The sequence below is a fragment of the Colwellia sp. 12G3 genome, assembly GCF_002836775.1.
Classification (GTDB): domain Bacteria; phylum Pseudomonadota; class Gammaproteobacteria; order Enterobacterales; family Alteromonadaceae; genus Colwellia.
In genome coordinates, this window is record NZ_PJAQ01000001.1 from 17,881 (window position 1) to 33,213 (window position 15,333).

Below are 15,333 nucleotides of genomic sequence, written 5' to 3' on the forward strand. Positions count from 1 at the left end.
TAATTTAATTTTTATTTTGCAATATATCATGCTTCCTATTTTAAGAAAAATAACAAAGATACAACCATAAATATAAAAACCCCTTTAATTACAGCTCACTAAAATAAAACTACAGGTTGGCATACCTTAAGCAATGTACAGGTTAACTACCACTACTTCAGGTTAACCGAAATGATAAATACTAAATTTTCACTTCAAACGATGACTCAATCCTTCAAGCATTACGATTCCATTAATCATCAGTACAGTGGAACTTTTATAGATCGCCCTGTAGCCCTTGTGCTTATTATAATGCTCCTCCCCTGCTTCCTGATAAATATACTGTTGGCTTTATGCACTAAAAGAAACATCTTCTCAATACAGCATAAAACAGATGCTTTAAGTAGAACGGTAATGTTACATAACTTTAGTTGTGGTATTTGGGTCAAAACTGCTGCGCTATTTGATATTTACTCAGGAAGGATTTCTTTTTGCGGTATTCCTTTAACTCACCGACTTTCACCCGACATGCAATTTTGTGTTATCAACCAAATAAAGTGTAAAGCAGGCGTTTTTAGTTTGTATGATTTACACATTAAAACGGGTTTAACAATAATGAGTAAAGAGCAATTACTTGAACAGCAGCTTAATGGTAATGCCGTTGACTATTTAGCGCTTATGATAAAAAGTTTTATGTCCGTTGTTTTTTATGGTCGAACAATACAAAAACTTCACAAAGCTAAGGTCTTATCTTTATTTGGTTTAAACGTTAACAACACCTCGATGGCAGAAGCTGTCGATTGGATAACACAGACACATCAAAATAAAACTAATATAGGTTTTTTCATCAACGTAAATTCAATTAACTTGTCAATAAGCGACCCTGAATTTTTTAATCAACTAAGTAAAGCAAATGCCTTATTTGCTGATGGATCAGGCATGAGATTAGCAGCGAAAAAAGCGGGTTTTCTTCTTAACGGTAATAATAATGGTACGGACATGTTGCCTCACCTTTGTCGGAGCTGTGTTCAAAGCAAGCAATCTTTATATTTCTTTGGGGCAAAACCAGGTATTGCTAAACAGGCCGCAAGTCAATTATGCAATCAATTCCCAGGACTCAATATTGCGGGTACTGAACATGGCTTTAACGAAGATAATAATGCCGATGAAATTATTGAATCAATAAATAACAGTGGTTGCGACATATTATTAGTCGCTATGGGATCACCCGTACAGGAGAAATGGTTACTCGAACATAGAGATAAGTTGCAGTGCAAAACCGCATTAGCTGTAGGTGGACTATTTGATTTTTATTCTGGCAATATCTCACGGTCACCTATGTGGCTAAGAGAAATTGGTATGGAATGGGTTTGGCGTTTAATACAAGAACCTCGTAATAAGTTCAATCGTTATGTTATTGGTAACCCGCTTTTTTTATATAGAACTTTCTTTCTTGGTTTAGTGAATACAGGGGAAAAATAATGACTATTCAAATTATGCAACAAGTTAAAAACAACGTATTAATTACGGGTACTCCTCAACATATAATAAAAAATTTCAAACATAAAGGGATACCAGTTATCTTGCAACAAAGCGTTGCGCTAATTGCGTTACTATTAATAAGCCCATTACTTTTATTAGTGTTTATTTTCATCAAAACTGAAAGTACGGGTAGTGCCTTATTCTCGCAAACAAGAGTCGGTGAAAATGGTCGACATTTCAAAATGTATAAGTTCCGCTCTATGTACTTAAAAACTGACCCTCATTATCAAGAGCCAGACCCTACACAAAGCTCTCGTGAAGGTGTTTGTAAGAAGTATATTAATGACCCTCGAATTACCAAAACAGGCCAATTTATTAGAAAATATTCGATAGATGAGATCCCGCAGTTATTTAATATTGTTAGAGGTGATATGTGTTTGGTAGGACCTAGGCCTGCCTTATCTATTGAAACTTATGAGTATGATAACGACGTTCAAACACGATTATTTACCAAACCGGGTCTAACGGGCTTATGGCAAGTGTCTGGTCGTGCAGATACTAATTTTGAAGAACAGTTAAAGTTAGACAAAACGTATATTAAGCAGCAAAGCTTTTTAATGGATTGTAAAATAATAGCGCTCACCATTCCTGCTGTTTTAAGTGCAAAAGGTGCTTATTAAAATTAACAAGCACTGCGCACAACAGCATCATTTAGGCATGAACTAAAAAAGTGAATTGATAAAGCCTATTATCAATTCACTTTTTTATGATGTATCTCTACCAATTTTGGTTATTTCCTTGTAAATAGCATTTTGCAAAATTGAGAAAACGCATTGCACATTGCAAAACACAATATCCCTCCCCTCATTAAAAAACATAAATACCATATAAAACAATAACTAAAGAACAAACCTACAGTTGGTACGTTAAGTGCAATTAATGATTAGTGTTTAGAGCGTTAACCTTATCATGGAGAATATTATGCTGTATCAGCCATTTAACAATTATAAAATGATACCCCTACTCGTTGCCTTGTTTGCAACTTTGGCTTTACAAGGTTGTGCTAGGCATTCTTCAGAAAACATGGATAAGTCTGCACTTCGATTTTATGGCATGCCTGCTGATAATGGCGATGACTTTATTCATGAAAAGGCCCCCAATAGCGTCTTCGCTGAGGGTTTAAATTGTAGTCAATTTAAAGATATGGGGGCAGCATTAAATTATAGAACAGACAAACCCATTAATTTAACGACTACCAGCATTATAGCGACGGGTGAGAATGACCTTATTTTGGCTCAAGGCTTAATATTAAGTCCTGGAGATTTAGTTGAAGTATTAATAGAAGATGGTGAAGGTTTTAATGGACGTTATATTATTGATAACGCTGGATATGTAAAACTTCCATTGATAGGTATTATAGAAGCGGGAGGAGCAACAACTAATACATTAGAGGATAAAATTGAATTGGCCCTTGTTAGGGCTGAGATATTTCAACCCGCCAACGCAAGTGTCACGATACATGTGTTGAATTGGTCATCTATTTCAGTTTCTGTTGCTGGTGCTGTATTTAATCCCGGTACCGTATTAATCAATAGAAGACCTAAGGGCGTTCAAAACGCCGAACATTTAGCAGCTTACGGTGATTATTCACCCACGCGTTTATTGTCTGAAGCAATTAGAACAGCATCAGGTATTAGACCGGACGCTAAATTAGACCAGATAATTTTGATACGTAAAGGCTGGCAAGTACAAATAGATATGACGGGCATGTTAACGGGTGACTTGGTAAAAGATTACCCTTTAGTGGCCGGTGACCGAGTAATAGTGCCTAGTACAGGTTGCTTTCAACCGCATTTAGTTAGACCAAGCCAAATTACCCCTAAAGGTTTTCGTGTTTTTATGTCTAACCTGATTGATTCTGCGGGAGATAATGCGAGTGCTGGTATCGGTAAATTTGCAACAAGTTTGCCCTATGGCACACGTTTACTTCAGGCTGCGGTTTCTGCTAATTGCGTTGGTGGTAAAGAGTGGACTAATGCACCGCGTAGAGTCGTGCTTTCAAGTAGAAATCCAATCACAGGTGAAACGCAAGTTATTGAACGTTCCGTTGAAGAGTTGATGACTATGCCTAATAAAGGGCAAATTAATCCTTACCTTATGCCAAATGATGCGGTTGCTTGTTACGATTCAGATATTACCAACTACCGAGATATTGCCAAAACCCTTACCGATCTTATTATTCCATTCAAATTATTATAGGTGATTTATGAAGTACCCTATTATTCCATTAACAAAGTTTGGGTTATTTAGAGCACAAACATACGCTGTATTGAAGCGCCCATATTTGGTTGTCGCTTTAGCTTCTTATGTCATGGTTGCTCTACTTGTACTCATTTATTTAAATAAAGCGCCATCATTTAGCAGCGATATGGAAATGGTATTGCCCGGTACTGGCAGTAGTAACAGCGTATCTCTTGATAATGTTGGTCAAGTTGTCTCACAAACTAACACGCCTTTTTCTGGTGGTGGCTTTAACCCTCGTGTTAATTATAAAGAGATGTTATCGAGTAGAGGTGTAAGAGCGCGTGCAGCAAAAAAACTACATATCTCAATTGAAAGCCTTGGTAAGCCTAAAATTAAACTTACCGAACAAACTTCAATTATTTCACTTGAGATGAGTGCTAATGGCAAGGACCTAGCACAAGCAAAAACGCTTGCGCTATATGAATCTTTACAAGATGAGTTAAATAACTTAAGAGCTGACGAAGTATTACGTCGTGATCGCAGCATTAAACAAGTGCTTGACCAATATAGAGAACGAATGAACATAACGCGTAACGCTATTGTTGATTTTCAACAACGCTCTATTGTGGTGTCAACAGATCAAATGAACCAACTGGTGAGAACCCTTTCAGGTGTTCGAGAAAAGCACCTTTATATCAAAGCCGAAGCAAAACAATTACAAGAATATATATATCAGTTAAGTGAAGAGTTAGGTGTGTCACCAAAATTAGCTGGGCAAGCGTTTGCCCTTCAATCAGATGTCGAGTTTCGTGCTTACATTACAGAACTAAAAGAAAGCATAACCCAACTCACAGAATACAGTTCACGGTGGGGAGTTAATCATCCAAAAGTTAAAGCGCAACAGAAAAGATTAAATTTTACCCGTATTGCGATTAACGAAAGAAGTAGTCAAATGTACGGTGTTAATTCTAATGAAATATTTAATTCATTGAATTTAGATTTAAATCCAAAACGATCTGAATTGTTTGCTGATTTAATTGACGCTTATGCAAAGCAAAAGGGACAAGAGTCAATGTTAGAAGACTTAGGTCGCTCCGCACTCCATTTAGGTGATCAATTAAAAATTTATTCACGAGAAATTGTTGAATTAGAACGTTTACAAAGAGAATTTAACATGGCGGAAGCAATATTTACCTCAGCAGCAGCAAGACTTGAAGCAAGTAAATCAGATGTTTTTGCGTCTTATCCTGTACTGCAAATGTTAACAACGCCCTCTTATCCAACGAAACAAAGTAGCCCTAAAAATATCATTGCTTTTATTGGCGCAATAACCGGATTTATATTTATCACCTTAGGATTAATTATCTTATCGCAACGTAATAAGTTAATTAACATAATTCTTAAAAGGGATTAAATTAGTTTAAGTAATTAATAACTAATCAACAATTTATAATGAATTGCAAAATGAAAATAACCTTTTTATTTTGCAATTTACTGATTTACCTTCCTTCAACACAAAACCGCCAAAAACAAATAAAACCAAAGATATCAATAGCCTGAAATTTATTAATGGTGTTGGCACACCTTTAGCAATACAAGGAGTAACAAAACCGTTTTAGTGAATAAACAAAGTAAACAGAAGTAACACATTACCTTTATTAAAAACGTTAATTATTCATATTTGGACTGATGCTCACATGACAACTAAACGACTTAACCCACAATCTACTGAAGAAAAGCTGATCTGGTTCGGGTTAACACTAACTTATCCATTCTTTGCTTTTGGTGGTCTTTATATTATGGGTTCAGTGCTAGGTTGGATGATATTTGCCGTCGTTTTACTACGCTGGTATGTCAACGGTAAAGACGAACTTGCAGCCATACCTGTCATTGTTTGGTTATGGGTAATTGGAGGTCTGTTTATGCTGTTGGCGTTATTCATTGGTCATTCAAATTGGGACTTAGGCATAGCGAAAACAATTAAATCGTCCCTTGGTTGGGCTAAAGGTTGGGCCCTTATGCCACTATTTTTATTTATTGGTGCATTTGTAGATATCAAACCGCAATTACTGATCAGAGCCGTATGCATTGTTTCATTCCATTCATTAATTTTTGCTGTTATCACCATTGTTCTTTATATGGCTGGCGTTCATGGCGATTTATTTGTTTCTCCTCTAAAAGTTATTGGTGGCCCTGGCGAAACCTTTTTTACCGTGAGTTTATTCGGCTTAAACCCTGAAACAGGTGCCGGACGTTGGAGGTTTTTCACCCCTTGGGCTCCGGCTGCAGGTTTTATGGCATGTATATTTTTGATTTTTACTTGCCAAGAAAAAGATAATTTTTGGAGAAATACCGGTTTATTAGGCAGTTTTGTGATGTCTTTGTTGTCTCAATCGCGTGCTGGCTGGGTTATTTATATCGCTTTAACACCGTTATGTTTACTACATAAATATTTTAAAAACCCTGTGTTATTAATCGTTATTGGTGTCGTAATTCCTGCCATCGTCTTATTAGGTGAGCCTTTATTTAATTGGCTAAACAATAGCTATTTAGATATTAAAGCTTCGCGTCCTGGTTCAACACGTGTCCGTAACACCTTAGAAGTTTTAGCACTACAGCGCTGGGAATCCGAAGCACCTATTTGGGGGCACGGCATTGTAGAGAAAGGTCCTAAAATTGTTGAGGGTATGCCTATCGGCTCACATCATAGTTGGTACGGATTGTTATTTGTAAAAGGGATTGTGGGATTATTAGCGTTAGCAATTCCCTTAGCTTTTACTTGTATTTACTTATTTTGGCACAGTCTGAAAAGCAAAATTTGTTATACCGCAGCGTTAATGCTTGTTGTTTTTATTTGTTACTCTTTTTTTGAAAACCTAGAAATTTTAAGTTTTATTTACTGGCCAGCACTTTTATGGATTGGTATTGCACTTAACCCATTAAAATCAGGAGAAAAGTATGTTTAAGAAATATGATGCATATTTAGTCGGTTATTACGGTATGCGCAATAGCGGTGATGACGCCCTAATGTATGCCACTGCATGGGCGGCTAAAAACATTCTTGGATGTAATAACACGAAAGTAGGTTTATATGGTGATTACAGCAGAGAAACACAAAGTGATCACCAGCTTTCGTTAAAGTTTACTCAACAATTTTCGGGACAAAACAGACTATTACATTATAAAACAGCCATTCAGAGTAAACGTATCATTTTTGGTGGCGGTTCAGTATTACATAGTGAGACTGACATCAATCTTAAAAGACAGTTAATGTCTTTAGCTAACCAGAAAAAAAGCTTAGCTGTAGGTGTTGGTATAGGACCTTTTAACTCTAGCGCTGCTGAAAAGTCTTGCGCAAAATTTTTAAATGAATGTGGTTACATAGGTGTTAGAGATAGCGCCAGTTTAGATATAGCACAAGCCATTGCTCCGCATGCAAACGTGCATAAAACATTTGATTTAGCGCCATTGTTATTGTGTTCAAATCAATACAAGCCAACGGTTAACGAACGCCAAGGTATTGCTTTAACATTATGCTCAGTTGCCATTGATGCCATGGGAAAAACCGATAAAACTAAAGAAGAAAAAAGAGTAGAACAATTTGTGCAATTAATTACCCAACTCTATGTACAAACCGGCGAGCCTATTACGTTAATAGAATTTAACGGTCACGATGTATTAGGTGATTGGAAAATTAATAACAATATTCTTGCTCGTTTAGATAAAAGCATTCCTGTATCAATCAAAAAATATGAACCAAACCCTATTGCATTACTTAACAATCTATCAAGTTATAAAGCTATTTTAAGTATGCGTTTACATGGTTCTATTCTTGGCTATTTAGCTAACACCCCCGTTTTATCTATCAATTATCATAGTAAATGCAAAGGATGGTGCGACGATATTGGTATGCCTGAAGACTATCAAATAGATTTATTTAACCTACCCATTGAACAAATCGTTGCTCAAATAAAACTCGGTGTCTCAACTAAATTTCAACAACCTACATTATCTGTAAACAACGCTTTAAAAAATTCTTTATCTAACTGGAGTATTAAAAATGAACAATTTAAATTTTACAGTCGTTATTCCACTATTTAATAAAGCAGAACATATTTTAAGAACGCTAAAAAGTGTTGAGTGGCAGAAATACCCTGCAGCAGAGATTATAATTATCGACGATGGCTCTACCGATGAAGGCCCTGCAATAGTCAAAAATGCTAACATGAAGAATGTTAGGCTGATTCATCAAGAAAATCAGGGAGTATCTGCAGCTCGTAATAACGGTGTATCCTTAGCGAGTCATGAATATATTGCCTTTTTAGATGCCGATGACCAGTGGTTACCACTATTTTTAGATGAAGTTGCACGATTAATTGTGAAGTTTCCACAAGCGAAATTTTTTGGCACACGCTATCAAATAGTCGCCTCTGAAAACACTTATTGTGATGCTAAAATTAAGCTAGAAAATATGAATCCCGAAGGCGTGATACTAGACAATTATTTTAATATTGCGGCACAAGGCGATTTACCTTTTACCATGTCTTCTATGGTAATTGAGCGTTCATTATTTCAGTCAATTGGAGGTTTTCCGCTAAATGAACCCATTGGAGAGGATCAAGATTTATTTTGTCGTGTTGCTTTAAATACCCCTATTGCCTATTCACCCAATATTCATTCTCTTTATCATAAAGATGCTCAAAACCAAGCAAGTAAAAATAATATCCCATCAACGGAATGTGGCTTTAGCGTCCGTATTACTAAAGAAGCCAGAAAAGATACAAAAAGAAGCAGTGCTAAAGATATGCTTAAATATAGTGCTACGCATTTGTGTCATCTGGCAAAACTTAATATTGGTAATGGGCATTTTTCTCAAGCGAGAACATTGTTATCAGACCCTCGTTGCAAATTAAAACCTAAGCATTTAGTTGGCCTATATGGACTGTCATGGATACAACAAACCAGTCAGTGGTTAACAAATATTATTTATAACAAGCAGTCGTAATTAGCAATTAATTGATGAATCTATAATTAGGGAGTATTACAAATGAGAAGATTAGAATTGTTAGATTATGGTCGGTTTTTTGCCGCTGTAATCGTTGTGTTCTTCCATTATACTTTTAATGGCATAGCTAATGGAAAAATTGAGTCCTTAAAGCATGTAGATTCACTCATTGAATTCACCAAATATGGATATCTTGGGGTTGAATTGTTTTTTATGATAAGTGGATTTGTTATTTTTAACTCGGCTAAAAATAGGACTCCTGCCGAGTTTGCGTTATCTAGAGCAATCCGGCTTTATCCTTCCTATTGGTTTGCAGTGATTTTTACATCTCTCTTTGCATGGTATTGGGGAGGCGATCTTATGTCAGTAACTCCTAGTCAAATAATGATGAACTTTACACTGCTACAGAATTACCTAAGTATTGATCATGTTGACGGTGTTTACTGGACATTAGTCTATGAAGTAAAGTTTTATGCCTTGGTTTTCTTTTTACTGATTATTGGTTTGAAAAATCATTTAAATCAGTTATTCATGCTATGGCCTATCGCAATGCTAGGTGCATTTATCACAGGTCATGATGACCTTCCCTATCTTGGTGGATATTTCTACTATTTTTCTGCTGGGGCTTTATTTGCGCTATTGCAAATAGATAAATCGCTCAAGAATATCTTATCAATCATCATCTCTTTTGGCTTAGGTTTGTTGTATTCAACAGAGCAAGCATTAGTAAAGTCAGAATCTATGGGCGTAGTTTTTTCAGAATATATTGTCGGGTTAATTATTATTTGTTTCTTTGCTTTTTTTATTTTTATGAATACACAAAAGGCACAATCATTAACACTTCCCTTGTCAAAAACACTGGGTGCATTAACCTATCCTGTATATTTGATTCATGCCCATTTTGGTTATATGTTTATTTCAAAATACGGCACAGAAGAAAACAAATTTTTTATATATATCGTCACAATATCCATTGTTTTATCTGTTTCATATTTTATGTATAGAGTGATAGAAGTACGCCTGTCAACAGTATGGAGAAGGATGTTTATGAGTACGCTGTATGAATTAATTATTAAAATACAATGCCTCCCTAATAAGGTGGTCAATGTGTTTAACAAGTTAGCTAATGCAAGCCTGAAATAATCGGTTTTATAGCGAAACGTTTGACAATATAGAGCAATAACTAAATAATTTTTAGAGAAAACCCCCTATTATTATGTAGAAGTATTATATTAAATTGAGACATTGGTAAAACCTAAGGATGAAGAGATGAGCAAACCGGCTTTATTGGTTATTGATGATGAAAAGGAGGTTCTCAGTGCACTAAATAGAGCCTTAAGAAAAGAATTTGAATTGTTTCTTTTTTCTGACCCCCTTGCTGCGCTTGAATTTTATCGAGACAAGCCAATACCGTTAGTATTGTCTGATATGAGAATGCCCACAATGGATGGTGCAACGCTCTTAGGTCATATTAGTGAAATTAACCCTAGCTCAAAGCGATTTTTATTGACTGGTCATGCAGATATTAACCTAACTGTTGCAGCCGTTAATGAAGGAAAAATCAGCCACTACTTTGCTAAGCCTTGGGATAATATCGAGCTCGTTGGTGAATTGAAAGCTGCTTTTACAGTTTATTTATCTGAATTAAGTACCAAGAAGTTGATCAGAGTTAATAAAGAGAAAAACGCTAAACTCTCTTTATTAAATAGCTCGATGGAGCTCGAAATTAATGAAAGTAAAAAGAAACTCGATTTAATTTCAACCAAGGAAGCAAAGAGTTTTTCACGTTTGAAAAGAACCTTTAATACCTTTGTCGGCGTATACGCCAACAGTATTGCTTTACATAATGAAGAATACAGCCAACACAATTATAGAATAGCCTCGCACGCCCGTTATATTGCCGAACTATTAGACTGTGATAAATTACTGAGCTATCAAATCTATATCGCTGGTTTATTATATGAGGCAGGAAAAATAGCATTACCGCAAACATTGCTAAAAAAACCTTATGACCAACTTAATCATCAGGAGCAATCTCTGTTTGATAGTTTTTACCAAATAGGTGCTGATTTATTGAATGACGTTGATGAGCTTGCGTTTGTTGTTGAAATAATCAAGCATATCCCCGAGCACTTCGATGGAACGGGCTTACCTGAACACTTAAGCGCTGACGATATACCACTTGGTTCACGTATACTAGCGATGGTAACTCACTTTGATAATTTAGTGATCGGGAGACAACATATAAAACCCATTTCAGTCATTGAAGCAAAACAACGACTGAATAAAATGTCAGGAAGCCGATTTGAACCTAAATTAATATCACGATATCTCGATATGCTTTCAGCACTGCCTGGGAGTACAAAAGTGAATAACCTAGAAATTCCAATAGACTTAATGCAGTTGTGTGAGGGTTTAATATTAACGCAAGACGTGGTAAACAACTCATCTAGTGTCTTACTAACAAAAGGGACGATCATTGAGCAAAGTCATATAGATAAATTAGTAGAGATAAGCAATGAGCGTAACGAACAATTCTCTATTTTCATTCAAAGAGCAGAGTAAAGCTGACCGAACTTAAATAATATACCTTCCGAAAGACTTAAGGTTATATAAAAATATTGTGTAAGCTGCCGGCTAGGACTTCAATAAATGACCCTGTAACAGATTTTGTTACAGGGTCTGAAAATACACGTTATTAGTTTTAACCGTGCGTAAAGCCTTATTCTACAGCTTCTGCCGCTGCCGCTTTTTTCATATTAGCTTTAATTTCTTTAATATCACAATTATCTAGCAACAAGAGTACATCAGCTATAGAGCTACGAAGCTCAACACTTTCTTTAAGTGCTTTTTTATTTTGCATATGCGAGACCGACTCTCGGTTCATCACAGTATTAAGTAATTTCTTCAATCCCTCTTCATCATCAATATCTAAAGGTGCTAAAGGATTAATTGTTACTTTATTATAAGCATTATAGATAAGAGTGAGCGCTGCTTGAGATTCTTTAAGTCTTTCCATATTTTTATTCTTATTAAATTAAAGTGTTATTTTAGATTACATCAATAAAACACTTTGTCTATAAGAGATTAAATTATATTGAAATTAGCTTATTTAACCTGAGGTTTGGATAAGAGTTTTGTAACTTATTGAAGTTAGATGAACAAAGTAACTTAAAGTTCCAGTGACGAAATTTAAGTGTCTATTAAGATATTTTTACAAACCAATAACTGGTTATTGGGAGTAAAAATAACGCTGATAGGCGCTTAAATAGCGTTATTGGGCAAATTCGCTTATCCGAAGTTCAGGTTATTTATTAGCATAAATGAGTGGGTATCATGAAAACGAGTAAAAAAATACTTCACCGTGCGACAAGAGAAGAATTGTTGAGTTCATTCTTCTCATGTCGCACGCTAGCAGAAGGTGCCATTGTTAATGCTAAAGGTGCATCAAGCCGAACGTATTAATTTTTGGTTATCTAAAAGCTACATTAGCAAGTTTCAATTAGGTTTTATTGAGGATAATGGGACACAATGTACTGTAGACTTTATGCCTCCCTCTTCAGGAAGCCAACGTATTAACGCTTTACAACCGACCAATTTTTTTGTGTAACAATGAAACTTTAGGTTGATAAAGTAACGTTTACTCGCGCGATTGACTTGTTTAAAGTCTCATGAAAATAAACTCGGCTTGAGATATTAGTTAAATAATCAAAATTAGCTAAGTGTAGTAATTTTTCTTTGGTCTCTTTTTCTTTAGTATTATCTTTAAAAGTTATCACTGCGCCATCATTTTTCCATTTGGATCTTTAATAACGTCACATGCGTATTCTGAATAAAATTTACTGCCGGTAAGTGATTGCCAATTACCACTACCTTTTAAATTATCCCTTCCTGTACAAAAATACCCCCATAGTTCTGAGTCTTAACTATCATAGTTAATATACAAAATTATATTTATCAACCCTATATCCGTTAAAAATCACTGCAAACTATCTATATAAAGGCCTTTATGAATATTAACCCTTGGAGAAGTACTTCTATTAGAACAGCCTTAGAAGGACGTTCATTCATTGATACTAAGCGTATTCACATACATTCAGCCGAAGAAGCTGAGGAATATCTAACTTGTTATGGTTTTGATATTCATGATGCCATGGATGTTATTGAACTCGAGAATATAAGAGTAGAAGCGATACAGTTAATTCAAGAAGAGTTATTGCTCGATGGTGAAACAATACCTCAAGCATTGTTGGTTGAAAAAGATGTCCGTCAATATTTGCTCTATGCCTCAGGCCATGGGCCTAAAGTATTTACACCTTGGAGTGGTGCTATTTTACGTGTTTTACATACCTTAACTCATAGTTATTCCTATTTAAACGACATCTATTATGATGATATTAGAGAACAAATATTCAGTCGATTTGAAAAGCATATAGTTCGTCAAGACAGTGAATGTTTATTTGGCAATATAACCTTAGTTGATGTGGAATTTCGTGAAGCTAAATCAAAGCGCGCTGTCGCTATGAAGTTATTACATAAAGCAGAAAATGTTGCCGCAGATATCTTCGATTGGATAGGTATTCGTTTTGTAACGCACACCCGGTCTGATGTGCTTGATATTCTTGTTTATTTACGGGAAAAACATGTTGTTACCTACGCAAATTTAAAGCCATCTCGCTCTAGAAATACCTTGTTAGATATTGAATGGATAAACCAATGTCTTAGCCGAGGAATACCTATCGACGATATTAAAAAAACCATGGAATCAATGGATTACCCTTCTTCCGACAAAGCTAAAATGAATAATGAGTTTAGTGAATTATCTTATCATTCTGTGCAAATAACGTATCGACAACGCATTAAAATAACGCAGCCGGATGGCCAAAAATTGTGTTTCTACTTTCCTTTTGAAATTCAAATGATGGATTACCGTAGTTTTCTTAAAACGAGAGAAGGACTCGCGTCACATGGTGAATATAAAAAGCGTCAAAAAAGTGCAGTAAGAAAGCGGGTATTACCTTTTTTATAAAATAAAGCCCCACTGTACTTAATACGGTGAGGCTTGTTATGAATTATCGAACGCTAGACTAACGTTTAGTCGTTAGTTCCATAAAATAAGTGCTTAAGGCAAATAACTCTTACCCATGAGGTAACTGTCAACCTCACGTGCACAACGTCTTCCTTCATCAATAGCCCACACAATCAAACTTTGACCACGACGACCATCACCGGCAGCAAAAACACCTGGCTTGCTTGTCGCAAACTTATCGTATTCTGCAGCGATGTTAGAGCGATTGTCTTGCTCAAGACCAAATTGCTCAATCAAGCCACCTTCAGGACCCATAAAGCCCATCGCGATAAGTACGATATCAGCTGGAATAGCTTTTTCACTACCAGGGACTTCTTGCGGGAACATTTGTCCCTTGTCGTTACGCTCCCATGTAATATCTACAGTATGAACGGCTTTAACATTACCTTGGTCATCACTTTCAATTTTCTTAGTCATCACTAAGTATTGACGAGGGTCTTGCCCTTGAATGGCAATGGCTTCCTTTTGACCATAATCAACCAACAAACGTTTTGGCCATTGTGGCCATGGATTGCTGTTCTCTTCACGTTTTTCTGGCGGACGTGGCATGATTTCTAGTTGGATAGCACTGCTACACTGATGACGTAATGAGGTACCAATACAATCGGTACCGGTATCACCACCACCAATAACCACCACATTTTTGCCTTGCGCATTAATGTACTGACCATCTTTATGTTCGCTATCGAGTAAGCTTTTGGTATTTGCTTTCAAGAAATCCATAGCAAAATGAACACCGTTAAGTTCACGCCCTTCAACTGGTAAATCGCGAGGTACCGTAGCACCAATACATAGCACTACCGAGTCAAAATCTGTTTCAAGCTGTTCAACACTAATGTCAGTACCAACTTCAGTGTTAGTCACAAAAACAATGCCCTCTTCCGCTAAAATATCAACACGGCGTTGCACTAATTCCTTTTGCAATTTCATGTTTGGAATACCATACATGAGCAAACCACCGATACGATCGGCGCGCTCATACACAGTAACCATATGACCCGCTTTATTTAGCTGCGCCGCAGCAGCAAGACCTGCAGGTCCTGAGCCAATTACTGCAACATTTTTACCGGTACGTGCTGTTGGCGGTACGGCAACAACCCAACCTTCTTTGAAGGCATGATCAATAATTTCTTTTTCATGCAATTTAATAGCGACAGGATCAGCATTGATACCCAGTACACAGGCGCCTTCACAAGGCGCAGGACATACTCGACCGGTAAACTCAGGGAAGTTATTGGTTTTATGTAATAACTCTATTGCATCTTTCCAACGACCACGGTAAATCAAGTCATTCCATTCAGGAATAACATTGTTTACCGGACAACCGGCAACGACTGGAGCAAACTCCGACTTTGCTGACTGACAAAATGGTACACCACAGTCCATACAGCGAGAAGCTTGCTTCTCGACAGCGGCTTGTGGAATTTCTTCATATACTTCAAGCCAATCAATTAAACGTTCACCTGCGTTGCGTTCAGTTGGCAAGGCACGACCTACGTTGATAAACCCTGTTGGATTTCCCATAATATATTCT

At 36.4% G+C, this 15,333-nt stretch carries 13 protein-coding genes; 11 read left to right on the forward strand and 2 right to left on the reverse strand.

From position 1 onward, the window contains the following. The first annotated feature begins 393 nt into the window (after nucleotides 1-393). The 9 genes from CXF71_RS00085 (at nucleotide 394) to CXF71_RS00125 (ending at nucleotide 11,275) form a co-directional block, all read left to right on the forward strand. The gene (locus tag CXF71_RS00085) at nucleotides 394-1,461 is read left to right on the forward strand and encodes a WecB/TagA/CpsF family glycosyltransferase (RefSeq protein WP_157826667.1); all 1,068 of its coding nucleotides are present in this window, start codon (nucleotides 394-396) and stop codon (nucleotides 1,459-1,461) included. Next, nucleotides 1,461-2,141 carry a sugar transferase gene (locus tag CXF71_RS00090; protein ID WP_101230964.1) on the forward strand — a complete coding sequence of 227 codons (681 nt, stop codon included), beginning with the start codon at nucleotides 1,461-1,463 and terminating at the stop codon, nucleotides 2,139-2,141. Before CXF71_RS00085 ends, CXF71_RS00090 begins: the two co-directional genes overlap by 1 nt. Nucleotides 2,142-2,442: 301 nt before the next feature. Further along, nucleotides 2,443-3,720: a polysaccharide biosynthesis/export family protein gene (locus tag CXF71_RS00095; protein ID WP_101230965.1), complete on the forward strand. Its 1,278-nt coding sequence runs from the start codon at nucleotides 2,443-2,445 to the stop codon at nucleotides 3,718-3,720. Nucleotides 3,721-3,727: 7 nt separating this feature from the next. Continuing rightward, nucleotides 3,728-5,119 (forward strand): GumC family protein, encoded by a 1,392-nt coding sequence (locus CXF71_RS00100; protein ID WP_101230966.1) that lies wholly within the window; start codon nucleotides 3,728-3,730, stop codon nucleotides 5,117-5,119. A gap of 283 nt (nucleotides 5,120-5,402) precedes the next feature. Then, nucleotides 5,403-6,671: an O-antigen ligase family protein gene (locus CXF71_RS00105; protein WP_101230967.1), complete on the forward strand. Its 1,269-nt coding sequence runs from the start codon at nucleotides 5,403-5,405 to the stop codon at nucleotides 6,669-6,671. Continuing rightward, nucleotides 6,664-7,806, forward strand: coding sequence for a polysaccharide pyruvyl transferase family protein (locus tag CXF71_RS00110; protein ID WP_101230968.1), 1,143 nt, complete (start codon nucleotides 6,664-6,666; stop codon nucleotides 7,804-7,806). Before CXF71_RS00105 ends, CXF71_RS00110 begins: the two co-directional genes overlap by 8 nt. Then, complete coding sequence (locus CXF71_RS00115) at nucleotides 7,766-8,710, forward strand: glycosyltransferase family 2 protein (protein ID WP_101230969.1); 945 nt, start codon at nucleotides 7,766-7,768, stop codon at nucleotides 8,708-8,710. Before CXF71_RS00110 ends, CXF71_RS00115 begins: the two co-directional genes overlap by 41 nt. 42 nt (nucleotides 8,711-8,752) lie before the next feature. Next, nucleotides 8,753-9,853: an acyltransferase family protein gene (locus CXF71_RS00120; RefSeq protein WP_101230970.1), complete on the forward strand. Its 1,101-nt coding sequence runs from the start codon at nucleotides 8,753-8,755 to the stop codon at nucleotides 9,851-9,853. Nucleotides 9,854-9,979: 126 nt separating this feature from the next. Beyond that, on the forward strand, nucleotides 9,980-11,275 hold the full coding sequence (locus CXF71_RS00125) for an HD domain-containing phosphohydrolase (protein ID WP_101230971.1): 1,296 nt from the start codon (nucleotides 9,980-9,982) through the stop codon (nucleotides 11,273-11,275). Nucleotides 11,276-11,432: 157 nt separating this feature from the next. Here CXF71_RS00125 and CXF71_RS00130 read toward each other — a convergent pair whose 3' ends face one another. Continuing rightward, nucleotides 11,433-11,729: a hypothetical protein gene (locus CXF71_RS00130; protein ID WP_101230972.1), complete on the reverse strand. Its 297-nt coding sequence runs from the start codon at nucleotides 11,727-11,729 to the stop codon at nucleotides 11,433-11,435. Between the two features lie 317 nt (nucleotides 11,730-12,046). On the opposite strand from CXF71_RS00130, the gene CXF71_RS21775 reads away from it, so the two are divergent. Further along, nucleotides 12,047-12,175, forward strand: a complete 129-nt coding sequence (locus tag CXF71_RS21775) for a hypothetical protein (RefSeq protein WP_269800787.1) — start codon at nucleotides 12,047-12,049, stop codon at nucleotides 12,173-12,175. 544 nt (nucleotides 12,176-12,719) lie between these two features. After that, nucleotides 12,720-13,739, forward strand: a complete 1,020-nt coding sequence (locus CXF71_RS00135; RefSeq protein WP_101230973.1) for a TIGR04552 family protein — start codon at nucleotides 12,720-12,722, stop codon at nucleotides 13,737-13,739. A gap of 93 nt (nucleotides 13,740-13,832) precedes the next feature. Here CXF71_RS00135 and CXF71_RS00140 read toward each other — a convergent pair whose 3' ends face one another. Next, nucleotides 13,833-15,323 carry a glutamate synthase subunit beta gene (locus CXF71_RS00140; protein WP_101230974.1) on the reverse strand — a complete coding sequence of 497 codons (1,491 nt, stop codon included), beginning with the start codon at nucleotides 15,321-15,323 and terminating at the stop codon, nucleotides 13,833-13,835. Between the last annotated feature and the right edge of the window lie 10 nt (nucleotides 15,324-15,333).